The organism is Pseudomonas sp. SMV7 (assembly GCF_052041995.1).
GTDB lineage: Bacteria > Pseudomonadota > Gammaproteobacteria > Pseudomonadales > Pseudomonadaceae > Aquipseudomonas.
Genome location: NZ_JBKGGT010000001.1, coordinates 191,705 through 217,155, shown reverse-complemented (window position 1 = coordinate 217,155; position 25,451 = coordinate 191,705). Strand labels below are relative to the sequence as shown.

At 60.2% G+C, this 25,451-nt stretch carries 25 protein-coding genes and 1 pseudogene; 8 read left to right on the top strand and 18 right to left on the bottom strand.

Translation table 11 applies throughout. The annotated features are described in order from the left end of the window. Positions 1 to 67 precede the first annotated feature (67 nt). From ACLEJP_RS01240 to ACLEJP_RS01225, 4 genes are all read left to right on the top strand, one after another. The gene (locus ACLEJP_RS01240) at positions 68 to 886 is read left to right on the top strand and encodes a S24 family peptidase (protein WP_440804435.1); all 819 of its coding nucleotides are present in this window, start codon (positions 68 to 70) and stop codon (positions 884 to 886) included. Positions 887 to 1,327: 441 nt separating this feature from the next. Further along, positions 1,328 to 2,002: a polysaccharide lyase family 7 protein gene (locus ACLEJP_RS01235; RefSeq protein WP_440803831.1), complete on the top strand. Its 675-nt coding sequence runs from the start codon at positions 1,328 to 1,330 to the stop codon at positions 2,000 to 2,002. A 169-nt stretch (positions 2,003 to 2,171) separates the two neighbouring features. Continuing rightward, positions 2,172 to 3,866, top strand: a complete 1,695-nt coding sequence (locus tag ACLEJP_RS01230; protein ID WP_440803829.1) for a DUF2599 domain-containing protein — start codon at positions 2,172 to 2,174, stop codon at positions 3,864 to 3,866. Between the two features lie 104 nt (positions 3,867 to 3,970). Next, positions 3,971 to 5,209 carry a DUF2599 domain-containing protein gene (locus tag ACLEJP_RS01225; RefSeq protein WP_440803827.1) on the top strand — a complete coding sequence of 413 codons (1,239 nt, stop codon included), beginning with the start codon at positions 3,971 to 3,973 and terminating at the stop codon, positions 5,207 to 5,209. A 103-nt stretch (positions 5,210 to 5,312) separates the two neighbouring features. Here ACLEJP_RS01225 and ACLEJP_RS01220 read toward each other — a convergent pair whose 3' ends face one another. Next, positions 5,313 to 6,377 (bottom strand): SDR family oxidoreductase, encoded by a 1,065-nt coding sequence (locus ACLEJP_RS01220; RefSeq protein WP_440803825.1) that lies wholly within the window; start codon positions 6,375 to 6,377, stop codon positions 5,313 to 5,315. A gap of 72 nt (positions 6,378 to 6,449) precedes the next feature. On the opposite strand from ACLEJP_RS01220, the gene ACLEJP_RS01215 reads away from it, so the two are divergent. Further along, complete coding sequence (locus ACLEJP_RS01215; RefSeq protein WP_440803823.1) at positions 6,450 to 6,854, top strand: MerR family transcriptional regulator; 405 nt, start codon at positions 6,450 to 6,452, stop codon at positions 6,852 to 6,854. Between the two features lie 361 nt (positions 6,855 to 7,215). Here ACLEJP_RS01215 and ACLEJP_RS01210 read toward each other — a convergent pair. Further along, positions 7,216 to 7,546, bottom strand: a pseudogene (locus ACLEJP_RS01210) (hypothetical protein). Positions 7,547 to 7,760: 214 nt separating this feature from the next. Here ACLEJP_RS01210 and ACLEJP_RS01205 point away from each other — a divergent pair. Both ACLEJP_RS01205 and ACLEJP_RS01200 read left to right on the top strand, forming a co-directional pair. Further along, positions 7,761 to 8,219 (top strand): GNAT family N-acetyltransferase, encoded by a 459-nt coding sequence (locus ACLEJP_RS01205; RefSeq protein ID WP_440803821.1) that lies wholly within the window; start codon positions 7,761 to 7,763, stop codon positions 8,217 to 8,219. Between the two features lie 79 nt (positions 8,220 to 8,298). Further along, positions 8,299 to 8,583, top strand: a complete 285-nt coding sequence (locus ACLEJP_RS01200; RefSeq protein ID WP_440803819.1) for a hypothetical protein — start codon at positions 8,299 to 8,301, stop codon at positions 8,581 to 8,583. Here the strand turns inward: ACLEJP_RS01200 and ACLEJP_RS01195 are convergent. Both ACLEJP_RS01195 and ACLEJP_RS01190 read right to left on the bottom strand, forming a co-directional pair. After that, positions 8,559 to 9,833: a Y-family DNA polymerase gene (locus ACLEJP_RS01195; RefSeq protein WP_440803816.1), complete on the bottom strand. Its 1,275-nt coding sequence runs from the start codon at positions 9,831 to 9,833 to the stop codon at positions 8,559 to 8,561. The genes ACLEJP_RS01200 and ACLEJP_RS01195 overlap by 25 nt on opposite strands. Beyond that, positions 9,823 to 10,251: a LexA family protein gene (locus tag ACLEJP_RS01190; protein ID WP_289131527.1), complete on the bottom strand. Its 429-nt coding sequence runs from the start codon at positions 10,249 to 10,251 to the stop codon at positions 9,823 to 9,825. Before ACLEJP_RS01190 ends, ACLEJP_RS01195 begins: the two co-directional genes overlap by 11 nt. 104 nt (positions 10,252 to 10,355) lie before the next feature. On the opposite strand from ACLEJP_RS01190, the gene ACLEJP_RS01185 reads away from it, so the two are divergent. After that, the gene (locus tag ACLEJP_RS01185) at positions 10,356 to 11,075 is read left to right on the top strand and encodes an SOS response-associated peptidase family protein (protein ID WP_440803814.1); all 720 of its coding nucleotides are present in this window, start codon (positions 10,356 to 10,358) and stop codon (positions 11,073 to 11,075) included. On the opposite strand, the gene ACLEJP_RS01180 is transcribed toward ACLEJP_RS01185, so the two are convergent. From ACLEJP_RS01180 to ACLEJP_RS01115, 14 genes are all read right to left on the bottom strand, one after another. Next, positions 11,038 to 11,244 (bottom strand): hypothetical protein, encoded by a 207-nt coding sequence (locus tag ACLEJP_RS01180; RefSeq protein ID WP_440803811.1) that lies wholly within the window; start codon positions 11,242 to 11,244, stop codon positions 11,038 to 11,040. The genes ACLEJP_RS01185 and ACLEJP_RS01180 overlap by 38 nt on opposite strands. A gap of 24 nt (positions 11,245 to 11,268) precedes the next feature. After that, positions 11,269 to 11,481: a hypothetical protein gene (locus ACLEJP_RS01175; RefSeq protein WP_440803809.1), complete on the bottom strand. Its 213-nt coding sequence runs from the start codon at positions 11,479 to 11,481 to the stop codon at positions 11,269 to 11,271. An 88-nt stretch (positions 11,482 to 11,569) separates the two neighbouring features. Continuing rightward, positions 11,570 to 12,364, bottom strand: a complete 795-nt coding sequence (locus tag ACLEJP_RS01170) for a DNA adenine methylase (RefSeq protein WP_440803807.1) — start codon at positions 12,362 to 12,364, stop codon at positions 11,570 to 11,572. 164 nt (positions 12,365 to 12,528) lie between these two features. After that, on the bottom strand, positions 12,529 to 13,053 hold the full coding sequence (locus tag ACLEJP_RS01165; RefSeq protein ID WP_440803804.1) for a DUF2514 domain-containing protein: 525 nt from the start codon (positions 13,051 to 13,053) through the stop codon (positions 12,529 to 12,531). Continuing rightward, a complete protein-coding gene (locus tag ACLEJP_RS01160) occupies positions 13,050 to 13,496 on the bottom strand; it encodes a structural protein P5 (protein ID WP_440803801.1) in 447 nt (148 codons plus the stop codon). The genes ACLEJP_RS01165 and ACLEJP_RS01160 overlap by 4 nt, the downstream gene beginning before the upstream one ends. Next, entirely contained in the window at positions 13,493 to 13,705 is a 213-nt protein-coding gene (locus ACLEJP_RS01155) for a hypothetical protein (protein WP_440803799.1), read from the bottom strand. The genes ACLEJP_RS01160 and ACLEJP_RS01155 overlap by 4 nt, the downstream gene beginning before the upstream one ends. Before the next feature lie 59 nt (positions 13,706 to 13,764). After that, positions 13,765 to 14,370, bottom strand: coding sequence for a tail fiber assembly protein (locus ACLEJP_RS01150; RefSeq protein WP_440803797.1), 606 nt, complete (start codon positions 14,368 to 14,370; stop codon positions 13,765 to 13,767). Beyond that, positions 14,370 to 14,894, bottom strand: a complete 525-nt coding sequence (locus ACLEJP_RS01145) for a hypothetical protein (RefSeq protein ID WP_440803795.1) — start codon at positions 14,892 to 14,894, stop codon at positions 14,370 to 14,372. Before ACLEJP_RS01145 ends, ACLEJP_RS01150 begins: the two co-directional genes overlap by 1 nt. Positions 14,895 to 14,903: 9 nt before the next feature. Continuing rightward, the gene (locus ACLEJP_RS01140) at positions 14,904 to 15,959 is read right to left on the bottom strand and encodes a hypothetical protein (protein ID WP_440803793.1); all 1,056 of its coding nucleotides are present in this window, start codon (positions 15,957 to 15,959) and stop codon (positions 14,904 to 14,906) included. After that, entirely contained in the window at positions 15,959 to 21,100 is a 5,142-nt protein-coding gene (locus tag ACLEJP_RS01135; protein ID WP_440803791.1) for a phage tail tip fiber protein, read from the bottom strand. Before ACLEJP_RS01135 ends, ACLEJP_RS01140 begins: the two co-directional genes overlap by 1 nt. Further along, the gene (locus tag ACLEJP_RS01130; protein WP_027919814.1) at positions 21,100 to 21,498 is read right to left on the bottom strand and encodes a DUF6950 family protein; all 399 of its coding nucleotides are present in this window, start codon (positions 21,496 to 21,498) and stop codon (positions 21,100 to 21,102) included. Before ACLEJP_RS01130 ends, ACLEJP_RS01135 begins: the two co-directional genes overlap by 1 nt. A 2-nt stretch (positions 21,499 to 21,500) precedes the next feature. Next, positions 21,501 to 22,103 (bottom strand): hypothetical protein, encoded by a 603-nt coding sequence (locus ACLEJP_RS01125; protein WP_440803789.1) that lies wholly within the window; start codon positions 22,101 to 22,103, stop codon positions 21,501 to 21,503. Further along, positions 22,103 to 22,687 (bottom strand): hypothetical protein, encoded by a 585-nt coding sequence (locus ACLEJP_RS01120; RefSeq protein WP_440803787.1) that lies wholly within the window; start codon positions 22,685 to 22,687, stop codon positions 22,103 to 22,105. The genes ACLEJP_RS01125 and ACLEJP_RS01120 overlap by 1 nt, the downstream gene beginning before the upstream one ends. 16 nt (positions 22,688 to 22,703) lie before the next feature. Continuing rightward, on the bottom strand, positions 22,704 to 25,430 hold the full coding sequence (locus ACLEJP_RS01115) for a phage tail tape measure protein (RefSeq protein WP_440803784.1): 2,727 nt from the start codon (positions 25,428 to 25,430) through the stop codon (positions 22,704 to 22,706). Positions 25,431 to 25,451 lie beyond the last annotated feature (21 nt).

The window sequence follows — 25,451 nt, the reverse complement described above, 5'->3', positions numbered from 1 at the left end:
ACGGCACGGACAATATTTACCTTCAAACCTATTTAGCAATGAGCTAAACACTGGCATGCTCCGCCTCATGGACATCTACGAAATCCGCAAGCACAACCTGGTCAAGCTGATCGGCAACCAGAGAAAAGGCTCCTGCGCAGAACGCTGGGGCATGGCCCCTGCGCACCTCAGCCAGATCCTCTCGAACAAGACAGCGAAGAACCTGGGTGATGACGTGGCACGCAGAATCGAGGGTATCGAGGGCTTGCCCAGGGGGTGGTTCGACACCATGGCGGCCACTGAGCAGGCACTGCCTGACGTTGGCGACAGCAGGCTATCCGCGGCTGACCTGGTCAAGCAGATGCTGGCCAGAAGCGGCAAAGGCATTCCCGAGGAAACCCGGCAACGGCTGCTGGCTGCTGCCGAGGAGCCGGTAAAGGCCACGCTGGTCAAGGCCGACCTGGCTCAGCCTGGCCTGGTGGGTGACGAGGTATGGATCGCTCACTATGACGTCCGTGCGGCCATGGGCGGCGGGCAGATTCCTCACGACTACCCGGAAATGCTCAGGGACGTCCGTGTCAGCCCAAGCCACCTGCGCGAGCTGGGTGTGGAGTTCAGCGACCATAACCACCTGAAGCTGGTCACCGGCTGGGGCCAGTCGATGGAGCCGACCATCAGGCACCGCGACCCGCTGATCGTCGACGTCAGCATCCGTGAGTTCGTCGGCGATGGTATCTACCTGTTCTGCTGGGGTGACCACCTCTATGTCAAGCGGCTGCAAATCGCCGATGAAGAGCATTTCGAAATGATTTCCGACAACTCACGACACAAGGACCGCATGGTCCGTCGAGAAGAACTCTATATCCAGGCCAGGGTATTGCTAGTGTGGAATGCGCACCTGGTATGACGCCAAGCCCGCCCTCCTGGCGGGCTTCTTTGTGTAACTCGGAACGGTGCAGCCTCGCTGACCTGCTGCTCAACGGCAAGCTCGCCGCACGCCCCCATGCTGCTGCGCGCCCAACGCAGGGTGACACTGTCGTCATCGTTGAAGGCTAGGTCCAACTCTGGCGTCTCGGCCAGCAGACCCTTCATGCGCCTGGACACGGGCCAGTCCAATACCTGTATTCCTGTACAGTACCCAGACCAAGCATAGCCCACTGGCAAAACCAGCGTAAAGCCCGTTGGGGGATAAGTCTGGCGTGGAGGGGATTTGTCGTTCAGCGAAATTAATTTAGCCCAAAGCTATTGACACAAATTTAGCGCACGGCTAATCATTTTATCGACAGCGGCGTCGTCGCTGCCAGCCCGAAGGGGCACAACCCGTCATCGACTATCAAGGAGTACCTCCATGAGCGTAGACATCAGCAAACTCATCCTTTCCGTTCCGGTGGCCGAATTCGCAACCAGCCTGGTCGCCGACGAACTCACCGGCAGCGAAGCGATCGCCCAGTATCCGGAGTATGTGTCAGTGCTTGCCGACGGTTCGGTGCAACTGTCTGCCCCGACCAAGGGCGTGTCGAGCAAAAGTACCCGGCGGACACGCTGTGAGTGGTCGGAGCCGACCTACTGGACGCTGGCCGGTGCGCCAAACCACTGGAATCGTCAAGTGATGACCCTGACCAAGGTCAACTGGGCGCAGAAGGTGGTCGTGGCGCAGATGCACGTATACGGCGACGACAGCCCGCCGGTGAAAGTGTTCTGGAAAAAAGGCGATATCACCCTGGGGTTCCGGCAGACCTACAACCAGACCGATCCGGTGAACTCGACGGTGCTCAGGGGCGTACCGCTGGGGGCGAAGTTTTCCGTGAGCATCCACGCCACCGCCCAGGGCACCGTCAACGTCACCGCCAGTTGCAACGGGATAACCGGCAGCTCCGGCGACCTGCCGTTCGACAGCAGCTGGGCGGCGCACCGGTTCGAGTTCCATGGCGGCGTCTACAACCAGGTCGATTACACCGATACGACGCCAGCCGATGATGGCTCGATCTGCATCATCAGCGATCTGTCACTGCTCCATGCCTGAACTTGGCTAGCCGCAAGACGTCCCGATGCCCTGTGCTTGGCGCAGGCAGCCCGGGACGTTTTGCGATGAGGTCGGTGTTGTCTGGCAAGCGCATTTGACCGCAAAGAGCCGGCTAACTACGCTGCGGCTACAAGCGTGAACCATTTTTGTGCGACAAGGAGTGTCGGCAATGTACCCGCATGTTCGTTCCCTATTGCTCATCGCCTGTGCCCTGCCCTTCAGCCTCGGTGCGCTGGCCGCCCAGGCGCCGCTCGATCCGTTGGAAACCGTCAAGCGCATCAACCGCAACTACAACACCATCAATAACCATTGCCAGGAAGCCGACACCGGTGCCGCACGCGGCCACTACTACTGCAGTGGTGTGACCTTGCGCATGGTCAATGACGGGCCGTTCAACCCCTGGGACTACAGCCCCTATGCGGTCAAGATCGGTGCCACCTCCTATAGCTGGCTGCGCAAGGACCTGAGCACACGCATTCTCATCCACCCGGCCGGTTTCATCCTGCGCCTGCCCACCGACGCGGTGGCCTTGAAACTGCCAGTGAAGGAGCAGGGTTGGACTTGCATCTACGCCTTCGACGGCGGCACCGGGCCAGAACGCAAATGGTATGGCTGCGGCTTCTTCGACAACCGCGAACCGCCGCGCGCCGCCCAGGCCACCCTGACCAACCGTAATGCCGCGTTGGCCTATGGCACTTGCGCGGAAGCCGGCGTCGCCACCGCCGAGCAGTGGACACAGAAATACGCCGGCGTGTTGAAGGGCCCCATCCAGTACAACCAGTGCTCCTGGAACGCGGAAAAACCAAGTGACTGGAACGCCATGATCAAGGTCCACGAATCGCGCCTGAACCCCACCCGCAAGGACCCCTTCGCCTACAGCGCTCAAGTTACCGAGTTCATGCTCAAGAATGCCTCGGCGAGCAACGATGGCAGCGAGAACATGCAGCACATCGACGCGTTCATCTACAACGTCAACAGCACGCAGAACTTCGCCACCCGCGGTGACGTGGCACCGCCAAAACCGGAAAATGGCCTGAACAGTGCGCGCAACTTCCAGAAGAAACTCCAGGCGCAGGGCTACAGTGTGCCGATCCTGCGGCTGGACTTCAGCAAACCGCCAGAGCAACGCTTCAGCTATGTTGCCGCCGACCAGGCAATCGACCTGTCCCCCGCCAGTGTCGGGCAACCGGCGCCAGTGCCAGCGGCGCCGCGCTATATCGCCGCGACCAGCTGGGTCGAGCGCTACGACCCCGGCAGCAAGAAGAACGAATGGACACTCAACGTCATCCCCACTGCCGAGGGCAAGGCGATCCAGGCCAGCGACCAGGACACGTTGTACCGGGAATTGTTCGAACTGCGCGGCGCAGACAGCCAGTGGCGCGACAATGAAAAGTACCCAGGCAGCATGCGCCAGCAACTGGCCTGCCTGGTGCGTAACTACCCGGCCAAGGCCGAGTGGAACCTGGAGCCGTTCCGCCCTGCCGTCACCCCCGAGGAAGCGGCCAAGGCTGGTTGCAATCCTGTGCCAGCGCAAGTGCCTGGGTACATCGCCTCTGCCGATTGGATCAAGCGCTACGACCCCGGCACGCGCCGGCAGGAATGGACCCTGAGCGTGGTGCCGACCCCGGCGGGACGCGCCTTGCCCGAGGCGCAAGTCGGCGCGCTGTACGAGCAGCTGTTCACCCTCAGAGGTGCCGATGGCCAATGGCGCGAGAACGAAACTTCTGCCGGCAGCATGCGCCAGCAATTGAGCTGCGTGCTGGCCAACTACCGGGGCAAGACGCCCTGGAACCTGGAGCCGTTCCGGCCAAGGCTATCAGACAGCGAAACCCGCGCCGCGGGTTGCAACCCGGTCCCGCGCTGACCACCCGAGCATTGACTGTGCACCTGGCAAGCAAGGAGGTGCAGCCGTACCCGAATGAAGTTGGACCGCAGGTTGTTTTTTGGCTGATCAGGGAGATACATGCCATGCAAAAACGTTTGAACCGGTTTGTCCCGCTGCTGACCTTGCCGTTGTTTCTGCACATCACCTCGGCCTACGCCGAGTCTTGTGAAGAGACCCTGAGGCAGGTGGAAAGCCTCTACAACAGAACCGTCGACAGCTGCGGCAATGACCCGGCATCCGACTGTTCAGGCCTGTTGATCAGGGGTACCCACCGCGCCGACCCGGCGAAGGGCCAGCAATGGGACGTATGGAACCCAAGCCCCAAGGCGCGAGAGCTGGGGACCTTTGCCGCCTCGTGGATGCGGGCCGACGGCATCAGCTATGAAGACCCGGGCATGAGCACGCAGAACGGCTACATCATCAAGCCGATCGACCTGGTGCGCGCCCCCGAGACGCCGGTGCATGTGTACTGTGCCTTCCCCAACGACGCCTGGACCGATTTCCGTGATGACCGGGGCTGCGGCAATAACCGCAATACCAGCCAGACCGAGGCCGTTTGCCAGGCCATGGCCCCACCCATCACCAACGCCAGTGCCTGGGTCGCCCATTTCACCCGGTTCAACAACGACCGCCTGCAGGACCAGCTGCAATGTGGCTTCAACATGCGCAACCCGATGAGCAGCCAGGACCGGGTCAATGCGTTCCGCAACTTCATGGGCGCCCGACGTGCCATCAACACCCGGGAGTTCCAGACCCAGACCGAGCTGCGCCTGGGCAACCCGAAAGATGACGAATTGCCGATCCTGGCGTTTTTCTACAGTGACCAGCGCGGCCTGAACGATGCCCTGGCCAACCAGCGCGACTACAAGAACAAGACCGGCAAGGACCGCAACATCATTAAAATCAACTTCCCGCGCACGCCCGACGGCAAGGCCAGCTTCTCCTGCATCCAGGCAGCGCCGCTGCCCACGCAGCGGTTCTGCGACAGGTACATTCAGTCCAGCACCTGGGTGCAACGCCCGGATCCGAAACTGGGGCCGGACACCTGGTCGCTGCAAGTCGTGCCCACCGCGTGCGGCCGGGCGATCAAGGACGACCAGACCGACCGGATGTTCGCCGAGCTGTACAACAAGCACAAGGACGATGCGCAATGGCGGCGTTACAGCGTTAACGGTGGCTCGTTACGTCGCCAGCTGGTGTGCCACCTGGCAGCCAGCTATGACAACAAACCGGTCAGGGACAAGCCCGAGTGGAACCTTGAGCCGGCGCGCCCGTACGTCGACCAGGCCACGGCCGTAGCGCAATACTGCAACCCGTATTGATCCATTGGCGCGGGCCTGCCGGTACCGACCGGTATCGGCGGGTTCCAGGCCTTGATGCCAATGAAACGCGCCAGCTCGGCGAACACGGCCTGAGGGGGTTGGCTCAGCCGGGCAAGTGAGCCATGACGTAGTGCACCGTCCTCTCCAGGGTTTGCGCCATGTCGGGATGCGTCAACCGATACTTGCGCTCCAGTTGCTGGCTTTCGCTCATGTCGAAGCGCTGCGTCTGGATGAAGTTCAATGACTCGGCGCGGATCTCCAAGCGTGCCGCCAGCCCGGGAATCTTCGCCAGCCAGCGGAGCAACCCGATCGCGACATGACGCCGCGGTGCCTTGACCCCCAGCGTTTTTGCCAGCGCTTCGAGCAACCCCGGCAGGCTGGGGGTGTGCTCATTGAGCGCCAGCACCTGCCGGTTGGCCAGCAAAGGGTCGAACGCTACGCAGGTCATCAGCGTCACCAGGTAATCGACGCTGACCATTGGCAACCAGTGCCGGGCGGAACCGGGAACCGCCTTGAAACGCCCTCGCGCCAGATTGTGAATGAGCTCGACCAGTGGCTGGCCTGCCAGGATGTGCCCACTCTCGCTGTGCCCACCCACCGTTGCCGGGTGAACGATGGTGTAATCCGCACGTGCTTCCTGCAGGTAGCGAATGACTGCGAAATGCGACTCGAGCTTGCTGCCTTCGTAGCCACCCACGCGGCTATAGACGGCGGGCCAGTCAGTGTTCTCCGGGCATTCGTGATCAACCCCGATACGCCCCAGGAAGGCCAGGTTGTGCACCATGTAGCCGCCCACCATCAGCAACCGCACACCCAGGCTAGCCGCCAGCCTGGCGACCCTCAGCGCGCCTTGCACATTGATCGCGCGGGCACGTTCCATCGTCAGCCCCCAGGAAAACGCCGCCGCCAGGTGGAAGACCACCGAGACGCGCGACACGCACTGCCGGTCTGCCTCGCAGAGGCCAAGCCCGTCCCGGCTGATATCACCCGCAACGGCATGGATGTTCGCCGGGTTACCGCCCAGCCGGCCGACCTGCTCTCTGAGAGACGCGATGTTTTCAGGGTTGCGCATGAGCACCCAGGTCTTGTGCCCAGTCGCGGAAAGACGGGCCAGCAAATGTTGCCCGACAAACCCACTGCCGCCGGTAACGAAGCATTCCACAGCCATGACCGAATCCTTGTTTGCATGATCGGCGCAGGCTAAGGTATAGAGCCTGGTCTACAGTCAAGGAATTTCGCTGTGAATGTTGCGGAACTGGAGCGTCGCAGTGGCATCGGCCGCCACGCCTTGCGCTATTACGAAAAGCTCGGGCTTATCGGCGCCCATCGACGGGCCAACAACTACCGCGATTACAGCGAACAGACCGTTGCCGACCTGCAGTTCATTCAGATTGCCCAGAGCATGGGGTTTTCGCTTGCGGCGATCGGCGAGATCCTGGCTGCCAAGCGCGGCAACACGATCAATTGCGCCCAGGGCGCGGCCTTGATCGCGGAAAAGATGGCCGAAATCCAGGCGAAAATAATCACGCTGCAGGGTGCCTATGCGTCACTGGATGCGGAGCGGGCGAAGCTTGAAGCCAGTGCTATCGCCAAAGGGCTGATGGTGCCGAACCTTGCTGTACAGAAGGCTGTCTCCAGGCAATAAGAAAACCACCGCAATGGCTGGTTCAAGGGTTAGCGCTTGCTTACTGGGAAACGCTTCGGCTGTGATGCCAGTACAGATAGGCCAAGGCTACGAGAGCAATGAAAATCGCCAGGCGCAGGCTCTACCAATTACAGGATTCGCCGCAAAGCGGTAAATCGCAACCTGGAGCTGGTTAGCCTGGGCGATTGTGGTCACTCCCAGCGTGCAGAAACTGACCCAGGCCCTGGTAGCGAATGGGTACAGGATTAAATTTCCTTCACCTTGCGCCCTTTAGTCATAAGGCATTCGACAGCAATTCGGCCATACTCCAGAGATGTTTTCCGCGTTTTGGGGAGTTTTCGAAAGTGAGGAAAGCCCGTGTTTACGGGCCTTCCAGCCCTCCCAGCCACGCTGCATCCCACCCCAAAACACAGCCATTGGTACAAAAATTGGTACGAGCCAGCTGTGCATCTATCCAGCGGTTTTTAACCCTTCTTCCGGCGTTCTGCCGACCTACTTCCCCTTCAGATTGACACCTCGCCCAGCCCTCATTCTCGAGCGCCCATAGCCTGGCTGCTTCGGCCAGTTCAAGCATGTCTACCAGGTCGCCTTCGTCGATGCCGCCGGTGCGCAGCATAGGCCATCTCATCTAGCACTTCTGAGAGCCCCACGGGATCGGTGATAAACGCGAAGTGGTCGTTCAGCTCGGCCAGCCAGACTCATTTTGCACGGACATCATTCCTATCTGTAACGTCCGCTTTCTACCCAAAACGGACATTGGGAGTGTCTGAGCGTGATTACACTTTAAAACATCGATTCGTTTGACATTACGAAACGGTTGAACGAATGTTGGGTTGATTGGATATCAGCTAAGGCAGGTATTTCATATCCCTTGAACTAGAAGTTCGTCAATATAGTGATAAATTCATGACTAACATAACCTATCGGCCTGCCCAACCGGATGACGCCTCCCTGTGTATCAAAATCCGAGGGTTGACGCGAGAAAATGCATTCTCATCAGAGGAACTTCATGCGCTTGGCATTACCACCGAATCTTGGAGCACAGGCATCCGGGACGGCAGTTGCCCTGGCTTCGTAGCGTGTGAAGATGGCCGGATGATTGGCTACTGCTTTGGAGATCGGGATACCGGCGAGATTGTTGTTCTAGCCCTTCTTCCATCGTACGAGGGCCTGGGAATCGGAAAATCGCTGCTTGCGATGATGGTGGAACAACTCAAAAATCGAGGGCTTCCTCGCGTGTTCTTGGCTTGCTCCAGCGATCCGGATGTCAGGTCTTATGGTTTTTACCGACATCTGGGGTGGAGCCCAACAGGGGAAAGAGATGACTCTGGAGATGACATTCTCGAACTAAAATTAAATAATTGAACGATATTGTTAATTCTAAGATTAAACGGAATGCGGAGCCTGGGCTTGGAATTACTACCAAACTATCATGGACGGCCGCTTGGGTCGAAAGCAGCCATTCACGACCGGCAACCAACACCCCGGCGCACCGAACGGCTCAAGCAGCCGCTTCATCCTCAATCAGAGCCCACAGCCTAGCCGCCTCGACAAACTCCAGCATGTCGGCCAATTGGCCCGCATCAACGTCGCCCCGTCGGTGCGCAGAAAACGCGAGTTCGGCAAGCACCCCGGCTCGGCCATCCGGATCGACTACAAGAGCGGGCTGATCATTGAGTTCGGCCAGCCAGGCCGCTGGCAGGCTCAACATTTGACCGTCCACAGTTGATCGATGCGCGTTGTATAGGATTGGCTCATCATCTCCCTCCTCATCCCCCAGTCCGGTGTCGCCGGCACGCTGCCGGCTCGCATTGTCCCCCTCCCCCAGCGCTCATTGATGTCATCCATCACCTGCATCAGCCGATCACACGCCACCGATTGCTTGAGCGCGAACAAATCCTCTGAAAACTCACCTGGTTGTCGCAGGTCCATCAACAGCACTTCGGCCTTGCTGTAGCGGAACCCAGGCCTAAAGATTCGCGCGACCGCATCGGTGGCCAGTCGAGTCATTAGCAGCGTGTCGCAGGTTGGGTATGGAAGCTCTACCAACGCACCCTGTGCGTGATGCGCTTCGTCCGGGTTGAACATCCCGGTACGGATGCTGATTCGCATGCGCTTGCAAACTGACCCTTGAGCCCGCAGTTTCTCCGCAGCGCGGCCAACGTAAGTGGCCACGGCCTGCTTGATCGGCGCCAGCTCAGTCAGCCGCTTTCCGAACATTCGACTGCAGCAGATCTCCTGCTTCGGCGGTTCGGCCTCGTCCAATTCAAGGCATGGCGTGCCAGCCAGCTCTCGGGCCGTCTTTTCAACCACAACGCTGAACTTCTGGCGAAGTGTCCAGGCGTCAGCTTTGGCAAGGTCCATGGCTGTGCGGATGCCCATCGCTTCAAGGTGGGCGGTCATACGCCGACCAATACCCCACACTTCCTTCACCTCGGTATTGCGCAACACCCAATCGCGCTTGAACGGATCGGTGATGTCGACCACGCCCCCCGTCTGAGCCTGCAGGCGCTTGGCCGTATGGTTGGCCAGCTTCGCGAGCGTCTTCGTACCAGCAATGCCGACGCCCACCGGTATTCCCGTGCACTGGAAAATCCTCGAGCGCAGCTTTCGCCCGAACTGGGTCAGGTTTTCCTGAATGCCGGTGAGGTCAGCGAAACACTCGTCGATGCTGTAGACCTCTGTTGCCGGCACCATCGATTCAATCAGTGTCATGACGCGCTCACTCATGTCGCCGTAGAGCGCATAGTTACTGCTGAAGGCCATAATGCCGTATCGGCGCAGCTTGTCCTTTGCCTGGAAGAAGGGCTCGCCCATCTTCACAAAAGACTTGGCGTCATACGACCTGGCAATCACGCACCCGTCGTTGTTGCTCAACACGACGATCGGAGTCTTGGCGAGGTCCGGGCGAAACACGCGCTCGCAGCTCGCGTAGAACGAGTTGCAGTCGATCAGCGCAAACACGTGGTCACTGCGCATGGTCACGAACGCTGTAACGCACAACGCCCCATATCACGAGCTCGTCGCCTTCCATGATGTACCGCGGCGGGTATGCCGGGTTCTCGGACTTCAGGATGACCACCCCATCGCGGCGGTGCAGGCGCTTGCAAACTGGCTCGCTGTTGACCGCAGCAATCACCACATCGCCGTGTTCAGCCTCGCGGCCGCGATCGACGATGACGATATCCCCGGAATAGATGCCTGCCCCTTGCATGCTGTCGCCTTCGACTTTTACTAGATACACATGCGGCGCTCGGAGGTCGAACAATTCATCGAGGGAAATATGGCCTTCCAGGTGGTCCGCAGCAGGCGACGGGAACCCGGCCGGCACGCGAAACGAATACAGCGGAAGCGGTTCGGTACCGCCGATTGGCGTACCCAAGAAAGTGATGGTCATGCTGGAAGGCCCGAAGAAAACTGTATGCATATACAGTAAATCCGGCATCAGCCGCTCGGTCAATCCTGGGCGATGAAAATTCTGACGGGCGTGAGGGGGAAATTATGTGCGGACGGTACTCGATCTATGAGTCGATGGATCACTACCTGCGACAGCTATCTCTGGATCTGGTCGTAATCAATGGTTACGACCATGAACCGATCAGTCGCTTCAATGTGGCTCCTTCGACCCGCGTCGAGGTCATCCGCAGGTTAGACGATGGGCTGAGTGTGGATAGGGTCAAGTGGGGATGGTCGCCTTTCTGGGCGAAGGGGAAACGCCCGGACCCGATCAATGCTCGGGCCGAGACGGTGGTGATGGGAAAGTTCTTCAAGGCTCTGTGGCCGAACGGGAGAGCTTTGGCGCCGGCAAATGGCTGGTTCGAATGGGTCCCAGATCCTGCAGACCCGAAGCGAAAGCAGCCCTACTACATCACGAGCGCCGATGGCGGACCGCTATTTTTTGCCGCGCTCGCAGAAGTACATCAGGGTCTGGAGCCAGATGAGAGGGATGGGTTTGTCGTTATCACAGCCGCTGCTGATCAAGGCCTGGTCGACATCCACGACAGGAAGCCCTTGGTGCTCTCGCCTGAAACCGCAAGGGAATGGCTGGATCCAGCCACATCAGGTGAACGCTTGGAGGCGATTGTTGAGATTGGATGCCGGCCAACACAGGACTTCCGATGGTTCCCAGTTGGCAAGGCGGTGGGGAATGTTAAAAACCAAGGCCATGATCTGATTGAGCCGGTCAGTGAACAGAACCGCCAGGGCGACCTAGAGTTCTGAGCTGGTAGTCGGTTACCACTTGGAATTGCGATTCGGCAATCAGCCGCAGACGCTCTACCTCTTCCGCCGGCTCACCCGAAGCCTGCGCCTCATGGTAACGCTTCCATGCCTCTACAGCGTCGGTGTACATGGGATGATCAGGGAAAAGGATCGGCGGCTTACAATTCATCGGGGTTCCATCCTGAGGAGGCCATCACTGAATAGTAGCCGGTGCCCGCCCTGCTTGGATTAACTGGTAATCAATGACCGCTTGGTATAGCGAATCCGCCAATAGGCGTAGGCGCTCGATTTCTTCAGTCAGCGCGCCACGGTCCTGGGCTTGGTGGTAGTCCCGCATGGCATCAATGGCTTGCTGAATCAGCGGCTCGCCCGCCTTAACCATACCAATGAAAGAACGCTTGTCCACTGCCCCACTCCGATTGTTTGACCGGGGAATAATAGGACAAGACGAAACAATCAGCTGAAGCAAGGACGGTTTTCGAGCCGCAGTTGTTTCAGAACAGCTGCCCCAGCTCTGCGGGCGTCCAGTTCAATATCACCAGCTCACCGCTCACATCGGCCTGGCCATGCCGCTGGTTCGTGGTGGTGTATCGGATATCTAACTGCTCGAAGTGGAATCCGTCAAAGGCCACTCGGATGTCGGGATGATCGTTGATGCTCACCATCACCTTGCCTTTGCAAGTGCGCATGAACTCGGCCATCCGCTCATATTGCTCAAACGGGAAATCGACCCCGTAGCCGGCGGTCTGCCAGTAAGGCGGGTCCATGTAGAAGAAGGTGTGCGGTCGATCGTAGCGCTGCGCACAGTCGAGCCAAGACAGGTTCTCGACGTAGGTGCCGGCCAACCGCTGCCAGGCGGCTGACAGGTTCTCCTCGATGCGCAGCAGGTTAACCGCAGGGCCGGTGGTGGCAGTACCGAATGTTTGCCCAGTGACCTTGCCGCCGAAGGCGTGCTGCTGCAGGTAGAAGAACCGGGCGGCGCGCTGGATATCGGTTAGTGTCTCTGGTCTCGCCATCTTTTGCCACTCGAAAATCTGGCGGGACGACAGGGCCCATTTGAACTGCCGGACAAATTCCTCCAGGTGGTTCTGCACCACCCGGTACAGATTGACCAGATCGCCATTGAGATCATTCAAGACCTCCACAGGAGCGGGTTGTGGGCGCATAAAGTACAAGGCAGCGCCACCGGCGAAGACCTCGACGTAGCACTCATGGGCGGGGAAAAGTGGGATCAAGCGGTCGGCCAGGCGTCGCTTTCCGCCCATCCAAGGAATGATTGGGTTAGTCAATTTGCAAACCTTTACTGTATGGATAAACAGGTGCTAGGCTCGCTTTGCTTTGTGCACAAAGCGGGAGCCTTGGCTGGGCTTGCAGGTATGGTCTGCTTGTCTGGCGGTCAGCAGGGATGTTGACGCATCTCCGGTGGCCGCTCTCTTTGAATCAATCCTTCGAATTACTGGCTGGCTACTTCTGCCCGCTGTTTAGGGATTAAGGCGCCGTATTCTCGCTCGCACTGCTGGCCGGCTATTCTGGCGCGGTCATAAGCCTGAGCCAGCTCTCCCGCTCGAGCATCAGCCCTGTCGCGCAGTTCGGAGAGCACCATTGCGGCGCGGGTGGCTGCCTGGCCTCGGGCGATAGCGGCGGTATCCGTGCCGGGGCAACTGACGGTGGCGGCGAGCTTTCCAGCTTTGTCGCGCAGCCGCTGGCCAGCAGTATCGGCGCCAGCAGCGCCAGCATCAGCAATAGTTCGTTCTTTCTGCGCATGGGCTCTCGCCTCCTCCTGCGCTTGCGCGCGTCGTTGTTCTTCCTGCCGGGCTCCACGTTCGCCGACAACCTCGGCCAGATGATCGCCGCTGTCACGCTCTGCTGACGCACGGGCGGCTTCGGCGCGTTCCACTTCCCTGCCGTGCTGGTATACGCCCCAGTACGACGCGAGCAGTGCCAGCAAAATTAACGATCTGATTGCCCACGACTTCATGCCAACGCCCTCCGCACGCCTTCGTCGATCACTTGATCCTTGTACGGGTTGCCGCCGTTCTCGTGCACGATGATGCTAAGTACCATACCCCGCAGCGTGGCCGGGTCTTTGATGTTGATCGGATCGCCTGGCCGTACGCCCAGGCGCTTGGCCACGGCCGCCGCATAAGCCTGGGTGTCGTTCTCACTGCTCGGCGCCCAGCGGTTGATGGTTTCGAGCACAGTATCGATGCCCTTCCCGCCCACGCTGGGCATTCCGTCTTTGCCGCGGTAGTTGATCAGCAGCTTGCCCAGGGCCCGGATGCCGTTCTCCGGCTCGTCGAACCGGGCGAAGCGCGGCTTGGCCACGCCAACCTCCATGCCCAGCTGGCCCTGCCAGGCGTTGCGGGGATTGAAATCGATGTTGCCGGGGTTGTTGTTCCGAACGCCACGAGGAGTGCTCATTCAACGCCCTCCTGTACCGGATCAACATCCTGCACCGACACGGTTACCTCGGCGGTGTAGCGCTTGAGCACCTGGGCAACCAGCAGCACGGAGTTCGGCTGAGTGCGCAGCAGGTCGCGGGCGGCTGCGTCGGCCTGCTCAGCTGTACCGTGCTCGGTTTGGTGTACCGGATCGAAGGCATTGGTTTTGTTGAGGACAATGAACGGCATGGGTTTTCTCCAGGCAAAAAAATACCGCCGGGCGGCGGTTGGGTTGGGGTGTCGTCGAATCAGGCCGGCAGGTCAGGCCAGTCAATGGTTTCAGGGAAACCGGGCTGCTCGGGCAAACGGTTGAGCGCAACGCGATAGCGCTTCCAGGCCTTCAGCGCGTCGGTCTCCTTGGGAGTGGCCTCTTCCAGGTCTACCGCATCCTGCAGCGGAGCGATCGCCATATCCGCGGCCGCTCGGCGCTGGGCAATCTCCGCCGTGGCGGTCGCATGCAGTTGCTTGGAGGCGGCCAGGGCCTTGTCCTCGACAGTTACCAGCTGGCTCCAGTCGATCGCAGCAAATCCCAGTGCCGGCGCCGGCTGTTCGGCGGCAGGAATAGGCAGCGCGACCAGGCCATCAGCCGGCGACACGATGTCACGCGGAAAGCGTGCCGCCTGACTGGCATCAATCGGCAATGGGAGCTGCAGCGTCACTACCAGCTCGCCGGCCACACGCTCGACCGGCGCGATCACCCAAGGGCAACCGGTGGCCTCGGCCGGCAACGTGGCGTCATCCGGCAGCGGGGAAAAGTCCAAGGTCAGACCGTTAATGGTCAGGCTGTCACCTTGCTTGTAGATCGTCAGCGAGGCCGGGGCAATCGGCAGAACTGGGCTTAACTGAATACGCATTAGAACCACCTGCCTATTGCAAGATACTGATATTGGATGTCAGCGTTTGTGGCGAAACGGTATGACCATGAATTCGCTTCTGCGAAGGTTGTTGACGCTCCCCACCACACGCCGTTGTAGGCCTGCTGTCCGATCGCAGATTGATCCCCGCTGGCTCCTACGCTGCTCAGCGGGTTGGCAAATACTCGTGGTACAGCTGCAAACACCGCAGGGAAATTGGACCGCCCAATGGATGAGCTGCTAAGCGCCTGCTTCGGCAGGGTGATTACTCCCCAGCAAATCTGGGTGCCATCAGCCAGGCGGATAAATTCGCCGTTGGCGTTGGAGCCGCGTTGTAGCAGCGCGCCAGTGGGCACACCGCCGGCCTGGCTGACGGCGCCGAGAATGTTGCTCTTCTGGAAGCCGGTGGCAATCCAGTTGTACAACTCGTCAAAGTTTGCGATCGCCTTCAACCAGGCGCTTCGACGGTCGTCCCCTCCGGCGCCGTTAGGCGCGCTTCCTAGGTTGATTACTTGCTTTGCCATATAGAGTCCTTAAAGCGGCTTCATTGGCCTGGAGGCGAACAGCGTTCGCCCGTTGGCTGTGAGCGGGTTGATCCCCGAGGCGTTGTCGCAATACATCTGCAAGACTGAGCGGTTACCAGGCAAAAAACCTCCAAAGTTGGCCCGGATCGGCTGGGTGGTCTGCTGAATGTTGGTGCAGGAGAACAAGGCATTGGCCAGCACATAGTCGTCATAGCTGCCAGTCCATGGCATTTGCTGGCTCGGTGCGTAGTAGGCACCCACGGCAATCGGGTCGCCGGCCTGAATGAAACTGTTGCTGGCTGGCTGACCGTTCAGCAACGACAGGTTGGCTGTCGTGACAAACGTCCGGTTGCCAGAGGCGTCTCGAACGGATGCTCCATAACTCCCTGCCGGTGTGTTGGGGGTCATGTAGCTCGCGCAGAACCACTTGATCTGCATTGGATACAACGCGACCTCGCCATGCGCCTGATTGTTGTTCCAAGCCTTTATTCGAAACCCCGTCCAGTTACCCGGACTTCCTTTCACATGGAAGTTGCCAACCATCATGTAGTTGGCAGCGTTGAGAAAAATCAGCGGGCGCTCATAGGTGTTGATTGGTGTTGCGAAGGTCACTTCACCCCACTGGATCTGCGAACTGCTCCCTGGGCCTTGAAAACCGATGTTCAGATCGCCGCTGTAACGGATCGTTAGCACCCGGTTTACGGCGTCGATTTGGGTGCGAACATTGTTATTGAACGCCCGTAACCCATAGCTGCCCGGCGCTGAGAAAGGCTCGCCGCCCTGGGACAGAATCATTACCTGCCACTGCCGATTTGCAGCTTGACGCAACTGAAGCTGTCCCGGGGAGTACCAGGCCTGCGGGCTGTATGTCTCCTCACCTCCATCAAACAAAGCATCAACCACAACGAATGACGCGGGCTGTATCTCGGGGATTGCGATGTACTGATCGAAGGCACCACTCCCGGTGACCTGAAGCATTTTCAACGACCGGATTGGCGTGATCGTCGTGTCCAACGTAATGGCCCCGGACGCATCCCGCGCCCGGAGCCCATACAGATCAGCCATCAGGTAAGCCTCCCGACTGCTGTCCGTTCGACGCCATTGGCGTCGTAGACGTACAGACCGCCGTTGTTGAGCAGCGTTGATCCGTTGGCATCCTGCCCCCTCAGCGTGAACGTTCCCGCTGCGAAGTTGATCTCCAGCAGCGGAAGGCCCTGAGCGTTCAGCGCAGCAGATCGAATGGTCATACCGGCCACAATCTGCTGGATGAACGCGGTATTGATCACCGCCTGGTTGATGAACACCTGTCCGCCTTCGACCACGAACGGCAGAATCGTCTGGCCGTTCAGGCTGTCGATGATCGCCAGCCGTTGGGCCATCAGCAGGATCTCGCCCTCCTCCCCGTTGCTACCGATCGCGATGCCCGAGACGACCTTGCGGCCGCCCAGGTTCGTCTCGACCTTCAGCGTGGTTTGAGCCGATACCCTTCCGTTGATGTCAGCCATGACCTCACTGACCTGCTGGACCGACGCATTGGTCTGGCCCAACTGCGCCTGAACCGTTTCGACCTGCCGCCCCATGGCGATGCCGTCCTCGATCCGGGCCGATTGCTCGGTCCAGACACCCACTAGGCCCCCCGTGGCGCCGGCCATGCCGGAGCTGTCACCCTCCATTTCCGGGTTAACCTGGACATACAACCCATCCAGGCGACTGGCCTGCGCGGTTATGGCCGTGCCCTGCTGCTTCACAACCGTGTCCATCTGGCTGATCGCAGTAGCCTGACCGCCAACCGCTCGAGCACTGGGCCCGGCAACAAACGGCGACGGGGTGTTGCTCTCCCCGATCCGCTTCTCGATCATCACCGAATCAATGACCAAGGTCAGGTCGGCCACGCCTGTACGGTTCGGATAAAGCGTGATAGCCGCACGGGTGCTGTCGGTGACCGTGATCGGCAATGTGATTCTTGTCCTGGTTGTGGTGTACGGCACATCCCCGGAAATCCGTCCCGCTCCATCGAACAGCGATGCCCGCATGGAGCCGGCAACGCTACCCCGTACATACATCGATACCAGGTAAACGCCTGGCTCGATCCTGACGTTGTAGCCAGCCACACTGTTGATTGGACTGAGCATCAAGAAATACGCACCAGTGGGCACGTTGCCTACCTGATATCCAAATCCGGAATCAGCCTCAGGAACTGCTACGCCAATCCTCGTCACACCGGACGAAGCGATCAGTGCAGGCAACGTGGTTGAGGTCAGCCAGCTGTATTCGTCACTCAACAGGTTGGCCCCGCTCCCGCCAATGCTGCCGACACTGCTCTGGAGCTGGGTGAGCGCCTGGCCCTGACTGGTCAGTGTATTGCCTTGCTGGGTTACGCTCGCGCCAAGGGTACTGATGGCATCCGCGTTGGCAGAATCAGCAGCGGTGACACGGCGCGCGACGATGTTGCACCACAGCGAGCGACCAGAGCCGTCCGCTGGTTCCGTACGGGTTAAAAACCGTGCCGACACGGCTCCTGCCGGCGCAGTGATGCGGCCCGAGTAGGACTTGAATCCTGTTGCCGCAGCTGCCACCGAGAAGGCATTGACGTAACCGAGGCTGGTACCGGCCTTGTCGTAGAACTGCATTTGAAACCGGGTGGTTTGACCGGCCGTCATGTAGGCCGGCCAGATGTCTGCCGACAGGTCGAACTGCTCCCCGCCAGCTGTCACTACGTTTGCGGCTACACCGCAGAAGCTATTCGTATAGAACGAAACGCCCTTGCCGGCTGAGGGATGCGCCGAGATGTTGGTGATCCGGGCATCACCGCTCCAAGGATCTACTAGGCCATCCTCGAAACTGCCCCGCAGGATCAGGTTGTCTGGTTGCTGGCCGATGGACGCCTTGATCTGGGTGATCGAATTGCCCTGGGCGGTCAGCGTGTTGCCCTGGTTGGTGACGGATGTTTGCAACGCCTGCAGGGCTGAGGCATCAGCTTTGGCGGCAACTTGAGCGAGTGCACTGGCTGCCGCAGCCGCTGCATCGGTGGCCACCTTGTCGGTCACCGCAACCCAGGCGGACCCAGTCCAGCGCTTCGGCGTGTTCGCCGCCCCCGTGATATCGATCCACAGGTTCTGCGCCAGGCGCTTGTCAGTGGCCGGCTCGGTGCTGCTGTAGATCACCTCCCCTTTCCCGCCGGCCTTGTCGGATGCCGCTTGGGCAGCCTGCTGCGCAGCCGTCACGTTGCCATTTGTGGTTTGCAAGCTGCTGCTCAAGCCGGTGATGGCCGAGGCATTGGCCTCATCACCACTGATCCGGGCGGTACGCTCGTCCACAACGGAGGCCACGGACGCCGACGGCGCGATCTGGCCCACAGCGATCCAGTCGATTTCGAACACATCACCCGCCGACGGGCTGAGCCACAGGTAAAACCTGGTGATCGTGCTGTCCGACCAGTCGGAACCGCCGGCAGTCAGCTGCGACATGTCCCATTCCAGCACCATGCTCTGGCCCACCGCCAGGCCCGGGTCCGGAATGACTTTTCGGTACGACGTGCTCGAGGCGTGGCTTGCTGTCACGTAAGTGATCTGCCCGGTCCAGCCGGTACCGGCTCGGCGAGTGATCCTGCAGCGAACGCGGTCATGGTCGCGGCCCCTGATCGACACAACCGGGCTGTTGAGGTAGGCGTTGACATCGGTGTTGGTGACGATGAGACGACCATTCTCCACCGCCAGGCTGCAGCGGGTACCCGACCAGGCTTCAACGGTCGAAGCAAAGCCGTAGTTCAAGGCGGTATCGAACCCACCAGACTCGGCCCGGATCGTTGCAATCTGCGATGCCAGGGCCGAGTCCGCTTTGGTTCGCGCCGTGATCTCATTGCTGATTGCCGACGAGTTGGCCGCGCTGCTAGCCGCCACGGTGTCGATCCGTTGCCCCAGAGCCGTGTCGGCATTGGTGCGTGCGGTGATCTCCGATTGAATGGCAGCTGCGTTGTTGCCAGTCGAAGCCGTGACCGTGTCGATCTTCTGGCTCAACGAGTCGTCTGCAGACTGCCGTGCTTGCGCCTCGCTGGTGACTGCCGCCCCGCGGGCCTGGGCCTCGGCCAGCAGGCCCTGGGCGCGAGCGGCCGCTTCATCGCTGATTGCCTTGGCTCGCGCCGCTGCCTCAGCGGCAAGACGCTGAGCGACAGAGCCAGCCTGGGTAGGCGGACCGGAGATCAGCGAGATTTCCTCCCGCAGCGCCGGCGCCAGCTGGCCGTTCTCGATTTTGCCTTTCAGCGCATCGAGCATGTTGCCCACATCGGTTGATGTGGAGGCCACCACCTTCAGGAAGGCGCTCACTCCGTAGGCATTTTTCGAGCGAACGAAGTAGGCATAGTTGGTGGCAAACGCCAGACCGGTGTGGGTCAGGGACAGGCCTTGGCCCAGGTACTCACCCTCGGTTGCCTGCGGGTTCGTCGAAAAGAAGTACTCGTAGGTGCCGCCATTCAGCCCATGGAGCGTATTGCTCGGGATCAACGTGATGGTGTCGATAGTCGCCTGCACGACGCAAGACTCTGGGATCGGCGGACCGTCGATGCTGACAGCGATGCTGGCCTCGCCGGAGCGGGTCAGCGGGCCAAGAGCAGCCACGCTCATGGTGTAGCTACCAGACGGCAAGCCCGATAGCGGCAATTTGAGCGCTGTGGCTGGTACTTGCTGAGCCTGGACTGCGGTCGAGCCTTGACGAACCGTGATGGCGTAGCTGGTCACCACGCCAGAAGGCGCCGCCCACGACAGAGTGCCTTGTACCGACTCGGCGTTATCTTCGGTTGACCAAGTAAGGCCAGTGGGACTACCCAGGCCACCAGCCGGCAATTTGATAAAGCCGATTGGGTTGTATGGCTGGCCAACGGCGTCGTCAAACTGTGCGGGATCGTACTGCTGCAGCTGGGCGGTACACCCTTGGTCCGCCCCCATGCTCCAGTTGGTGACGATGAACTCGCCCAGGATGTTCAGCGACGGCAGGTTCACGCGGACGGCCCGGCCTGGCCGGCAGTTGTAACCCAGGAAGTTCATGGGAATGCTGATGGTGCCGCCCGCGCGACGGCGGCGCAGCTCGATGTTGGCCAAACGCTGGGCTTGATAGGCATCAGTGACGTAGGAAAAGGACAGCGTTTCTGCAGCCTCGCCGCCGTCCTCGATTACCCAGTCTGCAATGCTGACCTCGGGGTAGTCGGTCTCCGTCCACGATTGAGAGGTGTCAATGAACGTGCCGCGCACTGTGTTGATTGCGGCGTCGTTGGTCGGCTCGGTGCTGCCGGTGATGGTGCCGACCACCATGTCCTCGGTGATCTCGAAGTCGTACGGACCGTAGTAGGCCCCAGCCTGGAACATCCAGCGACCACCCACACGGATAGTCCGGCCGCCGCAGGCAGCTTCGAGCTTCTGCAGCACGTTCGTGCGCTGCTCATCGGCGCCGATCACACAGCTGCTGCGATAGCGCGGGCTGGTGGTGTTATCAGGGTTGGCGACAGACTCGTCGCAGATATTGGCACCGCTGGCGAACGTCTCGAACACGATCTCATCGTCCGGCACGCCGCAACGATTGCGCAGGTACCACAGGATGTGAAGCGCTGTGTTCTCGGTGTAAACGGCCGTGCCGCTGCGCGGGTCGTAGATGTCGTTGCGGCCACGGACGATGAAGCGTGCGTCAGGGATGCCAGAAGGGAATTTTTCAGCGCTGTACTTCAGCGACAGGCGCACGAACGACAGCCCCCGGCCGATCTGCTCGTCTTTCCAATCCGGGCAGTTGGCCTTGAGGAACGCATTCACCTGGGTCGGGTTTACAACCAGCTCATAAGTGGCGTGCTCGCCATACGTCGCGATCTCCTCCTCTCCGAGGTAGATGTTCTCCAGGGCGTCGACCGGGCCTTCGCAAAGGACGTAGACCAGGTGCAGCCATTCGCCATCGGTTTGGTCGCCGGCCTGCTCCTGCGCCCAGACCAAGACGCCGCCGGTACTGACGCGGCCAAGGATGAAGCGCGCTGGCGCCTTGGAGGAGCGGACGGTCTGGGCTGACGGCTCGTTGTCGCGCATCGGAGACTTGGTGTTCAGCTTCTCCTGCTGCTCGGCCATGTAGAAGGCCATGCCGGCGCCGATAGCCGCCCCCACCGGGCCGCCCTGGACAAAGCCAATCACCGCACCAACAGCTACCTGAGCAATCTTCCTGACGCCACCGGACATTATTCAACTCTCCAGACTGCAAGCGGGTCGCACACCACGCGGGCGACCCCGTCGTCAGTGGTCGCCCAGAATTCATTTGCCCAATACACAGCCATGGACCGTCCGCCGGGTGCCTCGTACATGGCAATGTCGCCGCGCTGGATGAATGCCGGCGCCACCCTGGCGAAGCAGGCATCCCAGGCCGCCTCGAGGCTACCGTGCCGCTTCTTCAGCGCCCGCTTCGCCCCCGCCTCGGTCTTGTAAGTGCCGCGGTACGCCTCAGCCGGGTCGGTACCGCACACCGCTACCGCGCAGTCCGCCGCGAACAGGCAGCAGTCGAATTCGCCCCATGAAAAAGGCCGCTCTAAGGCGGCCTTGATCACTTCGCTGAGGCGTGTGGTCCAGTCTCGGTAGCGCATGGCTATTTCTCATAGGTGAACGTCGGAGCGTCCTTCTTGGAGCCCCAGTAGATGGGCCATTCGGACATCTGGGCGATGGCGTAAAAGAACCGGTCGCCCTGGTGGCGGGCCCGGTGGTTCTCGTCGGTGAACCGCTCGGTACCCGTGCGGCTCCACTCGGCCATCCGGTCAACGATCGGGACGGTTATCTTGTTGCCGTCCTCGCCATTGCCGGCGTAGGAAAAGGTGGCTGCGTCCATGCGGCCAGAGAACAAGATGTCGGCGGCGTAGTTGCCCTGCTCGTCGAACACCACAAACATCAGCTTGCCAGAGCGCCCGCGGCAGCCGCGGATATTGGTCTCGGTGATGATGTGGCTGTCCAGGCCGGTGAGTGCTAGGTCGATCGACATGGGGGAGTTCGAGTTGTCGCTCTCCTGCGACTGCCCTACCTCGCCGAACTGCCCTACCCCCAGATATGTGATGCCGCCGATCACTAGGTCGCCGGTACCCGTGTGCGCGTATACAGGGCCGTCTTCGAAGTCGAGCTGGCAGGCGTACACGCTGAGGAACCTGCCCGTGGCGATGATATCGACCACGCTCTGGCTGAATGGAAACGTCGAGGGCATTAGAAGGCCTCCCTGAACTGGTAGCTGCCATTCGACACGGCCTGGCGCACGGTCATGCTCCAGGTGTCCTGGGTCATGCGCATTTCGGAATACGGGTTGAGGTATTCGATGGCCGAACCAACCGCCAAGGTTTGGCGAATGCGCTTGTTCACCTGCACCAATGCCTGCCCCTGGGCGTTGGCTGCGGCCGGCTTGATCACTTCAAACATCTCGCCGGCGATCGTCATGTAATCCCCGACCGAGAACATCTGAGCGTTTGGTGTGGCACCGCCGACCTGGATAGAGCGGGACTGCGACGGGCCACTCACTACCTTCAGAGCCCCCACACTATTGCCACGACGCCGCGTGAAGGCTGGCACATTGACCGTACCGAACATCCCGTCCAGTTCGCCCAGGAACGACGACAGCTGCCGCTCCTGCTTGCGCGTGAGCAACCCGAACGTGATGGTGCATTGCCAATAGGCGCCCGGCTGCCCAACGATCTGCTGGGCGTTGGAGAGCGTTGAGGTGAAGGCGCGGCTGTTATTGACTATGCCCCACGTCATTTCAGACGGGCGCAGCGATGCCGGCCATTGGATAGCCATGCAGTACTCCTTCTTGCTATCGGTTTCGGACGATCAGCTGACGCGCCGGACCGTTCATCTTGAGGTCGCGCAGCACTAGGTTGTAGCCGTCCTGGGCCCCCTTCTGTGCGGCCTGCTGGATTCGGGCCAGGGTGGCGTCATCAGCAGTACCTTGAACGCTGATGTGCTGAACGATCCCGGGCAGCGAATTGGTCGACGCTTCGGGTTGGCTGGCAGCCATTTGCGTAGCGGTCGAGGCTATCCGCGGCGTCACGAATCCGCCGGAGGCGTAACCCCTGACGTTCAGTCCCTCCAGGTAGTTGCGCATGCCTGGCTGGGCCACCACCTCCTTGCGGAGGACGAATTCACCGCCGTGCACCACACCCTTCGGCTCAAACTTGCCGCCGTCTCCGGTATAGCCGCCGGTGGAAAGCTGCTTTAGCGGCTCACTGAATCCAGTCATGGTGCCTTGGCCTAGCGCCTGGCTACCACCGCCCAAGAAGCCGAATGCAGTACCAAGAAAGCCGACAGCCGCCTGCCGCACCTGGATGCGAATCAGGTCCTCAATGACCCCATCAGCAAAATCCTTGAAGGACAACTTCCCGGTTTTGACGAAGGTGACGATGCTGTCTTCCATGTTGGAGAAAGCATTGGTGAACAGCGTTCTTGTTTGCCCCGCGACGTTGCGCGCCTGCTCAAGGTAGGTGCCGAATGCGGCCCGTGCACCAACAGACCAGTCTGACTGCAGCTCATCGACACGCTGGTAGTACTGTTCCTGCTTAGCCAACCGCTGATCCAGCGCGCTTTGCAGAGCGGCGTTTTCCTTTTGATAAAGGCTCTCGCTAATACGCCCCTCGTTGCGCTGCTGCAGGAGGTTGTCCATTTGCTGCTGGTACTGCTGCTCGATGCTGAAACGCTCTTGCAGGCGCTGCTGGGCCAGATCGCCAAGACCCATGCCAGCCAGGTTGTTGTCCAAGCCCACCGATGCGCGCTGCAGCTGACTGTTCAGGTTTGCTTCGAAGGCCGCCAGTTTCTGCGCTTCTTCCGTGGCTACTTTACGCAGTTGCATTTCGCGCTCGAGCCCTGCGTTGCGCTTCAGCTGAGCCGTGATCAGATCCTGATTCGCCAGCAGCGACTTCTGGTCGGCCGTCAGGATCTTCTTGTCCTTGATGTCGGCCAGTTGCTGCTCCCAGCGCACCAGGGCTTGGCCAGCTTCGCCCAGCTTCTGCATCTCGCCGCGCTGGGCACCGATTAGGCCATTCTGCTGCTGGAGCACCGAGTATTGCTGGCGAGCTTGGTCGAGGGCCTTGGTGCCGGCGTCTTCGCGGTAGGCGGGTCCCTTGTGTTCGGGCTTATCCTTGAACTGCTCGCGAGCCGCGTCGCGAAGCTGGTTCAATTCGGCCTCGGTGTACACTCGTCCGCCATCGCCGGCGGCAGACTTCTTGGCTAGCTCGTCGATCTCCTTGAGCCGCTTGGCCAGCTTTTCCTGGTTGCTCGCCGTGGTGCGCAGCTGGCTGTTCAAGATGTCCTGAGAGAGGATCGAATCACGCTGTCGTTGGTTGTAGTTTTCCTGGGCCTGGTCAGCGGACTTTTGGAGGCGTATCTGATCCTGAAGGGCCTGGATGGTGCTAACCAATATCTCTCGACGCTCCTGGTTCTCCTTGCCCGCGGCGGCAATAGGGTTGCCCGCGAATATCTTATCGATATCCGCCAGATCCTTTTGCGCCTTGGCCAATTGCTCCGAGAATCCTTCGGATCTGCCAAAGTTTAATGCAGCATCACCTGCACCTTTCGCTGCCCCCCAAACGCCGCGCCATGCTTTCTCTATCCAACCAAGGTTCTCGACGATTTCCTTGGACCTGGCATCGATAGTTTGCGCATATGTATCAGTAAGAAGCTTGGCCGCCCCCACGGTATCGCCCTGCTCCTTGAGGGCTACGATTTGGGCGTAGGTGCTCGCGGTGAGGAAGTTGTATTGCTCGTTCAACTCCTTGGCTGCCGCCACCGGGTCCTTCCCGATCTTCACAAACTCGGCAACGGTCTCGTCTACCGCCCGGCCTGTCGCATCTTTCATCTGCAGAGCAGCAGTCGCAACGGTGCCAATACTGTCCCCGGCGACTTTTCCATTACTTGCGAGCTGGGCTAGCACCTCAGAAGCCGCCCCGGTTGTGCCCACCGTGGTGCTGATCTGCCGAGCCAGATCGGACATGGCGCCAGCGTTGGTTCCAGCTGCGTTTCCGGTGAGGATGAGCGCTTTACGAAAGTCTTGGGCCTCCTCGGCCCCCTTGTAATACGCCACGCCCAGCCCAGCAACAGCCGCACCGGCAACAGTGAATGGATTGACTAGCCCCGCGACATATCCGCCAAGCGCACGCGTCGCAGGACCGATCCCGTTGAACTGATCTTTCAACTGACCGCCTTGCTGAAGAAGGACGGTGAATGGGTTCATGCCGCCCTGCAAAGACACGACGATGTCTGTGAATTGAGCAGGCACGCCTCGGAGCGCTGCCGTATAAGCCTTGGTCGACATCCCGGCAGCTTGGGCCTGTCGGGTATACCTGTCCATCGCCTGCTCAGCAGAATTCGAGCCGGCAGCAAGATCTCTGATTGACACTCCGGATGCCTTGGCCTGGGTGCCGACAGATCCAGTCACGGTCTCGGCACGCTCTCCGGCCTTAGCAAGCTTGTCGAGATCGTCTGCGGCAGCAGCAGCTTCGCCGGATTCAACCCGTATCCCGAGTACAGCAATATCACCCTGGCTCATACTTTCTCCGGACAATAAAAA

Excerpts from the sequence above, each read along its gene's own strand:
- ACLEJP_RS01180 (WP_440803811.1), bottom strand. The coding sequence starts at position 11,244 with ATGAATTGTAAGCCGCCGATCCTTTTCCCTGATCATCCCATGTACACC.
- ACLEJP_RS01130 (WP_027919814.1), bottom strand. The coding sequence starts at position 21,498 with ATGCGCTACCGAGACTGGACCACACGCCTCAGCGAAGTGATCAAGGCC.
- ACLEJP_RS01165 (WP_440803804.1), bottom strand. The coding sequence starts at position 13,053 with ATGAAGTCGTGGGCAATCAGATCGTTAATTTTGCTGGCACTGCTCGCG.
- ACLEJP_RS01135 (WP_440803791.1), bottom strand. The coding sequence starts at position 21,100 with ATGTCCGGTGGCGTCAGGAAGATTGCTCAGGTAGCTGTTGGTGCGGTG.
- ACLEJP_RS01185 (WP_440803814.1), top strand. The coding sequence starts at position 10,356 with ATGTGCGGACGGTACTCGATCTATGAGTCGATGGATCACTACCTGCGA.
- ACLEJP_RS01220 (WP_440803825.1), bottom strand. The coding sequence starts at position 6,377 with ATGGCTGTGGAATGCTTCGTTACCGGCGGCAGTGGGTTTGTCGGGCAA.
- ACLEJP_RS01240 (WP_440804435.1), top strand. The coding sequence starts at position 68 with ATGGACATCTACGAAATCCGCAAGCACAACCTGGTCAAGCTGATCGGC.
- ACLEJP_RS01160 (WP_440803801.1), bottom strand. The coding sequence starts at position 13,496 with ATGAGCACTCCTCGTGGCGTTCGGAACAACAACCCCGGCAACATCGAT.
- ACLEJP_RS01155 (WP_440803799.1), bottom strand. The coding sequence starts at position 13,705 with ATGCCGTTCATTGTCCTCAACAAAACCAATGCCTTCGATCCGGTACAC.
- ACLEJP_RS01230 (WP_440803829.1), top strand. The coding sequence starts at position 2,172 with ATGTACCCGCATGTTCGTTCCCTATTGCTCATCGCCTGTGCCCTGCCC.
- ACLEJP_RS01235 (WP_440803831.1), top strand. The coding sequence starts at position 1,328 with ATGAGCGTAGACATCAGCAAACTCATCCTTTCCGTTCCGGTGGCCGAA.
- ACLEJP_RS01120 (WP_440803787.1), bottom strand. The coding sequence starts at position 22,687 with ATGGCTATCCAATGGCCGGCATCGCTGCGCCCGTCTGAAATGACGTGG.
- ACLEJP_RS01125 (WP_440803789.1), bottom strand. The coding sequence starts at position 22,103 with ATGCCCTCGACGTTTCCATTCAGCCAGAGCGTGGTCGATATCATCGCC.
- ACLEJP_RS01225 (WP_440803827.1), top strand. The coding sequence starts at position 3,971 with ATGCAAAAACGTTTGAACCGGTTTGTCCCGCTGCTGACCTTGCCGTTG.
- ACLEJP_RS01150 (WP_440803797.1), bottom strand. The coding sequence starts at position 14,370 with ATGCGTATTCAGTTAAGCCCAGTTCTGCCGATTGCCCCGGCCTCGCTG.
- ACLEJP_RS01205 (WP_440803821.1), top strand. The coding sequence starts at position 7,761 with ATGACTAACATAACCTATCGGCCTGCCCAACCGGATGACGCCTCCCTG.
- ACLEJP_RS01140 (WP_440803793.1), bottom strand. The coding sequence starts at position 15,959 with ATGGCTGATCTGTATGGGCTCCGGGCGCGGGATGCGTCCGGGGCCATT.
- ACLEJP_RS01190 (WP_289131527.1), bottom strand. The coding sequence starts at position 10,251 with ATGACCATCACTTTCTTGGGTACGCCAATCGGCGGTACCGAACCGCTT.
- ACLEJP_RS01195 (WP_440803816.1), bottom strand. The coding sequence starts at position 9,833 with ATGCGCAGTGACCACGTGTTTGCGCTGATCGACTGCAACTCGTTCTAC.
- ACLEJP_RS01145 (WP_440803795.1), bottom strand. The coding sequence starts at position 14,894 with ATGGCAAAGCAAGTAATCAACCTAGGAAGCGCGCCTAACGGCGCCGGA.
- ACLEJP_RS01115 (WP_440803784.1), bottom strand. The coding sequence starts at position 25,430 with ATGAGCCAGGGTGATATTGCTGTACTCGGGATACGGGTTGAATCCGGC.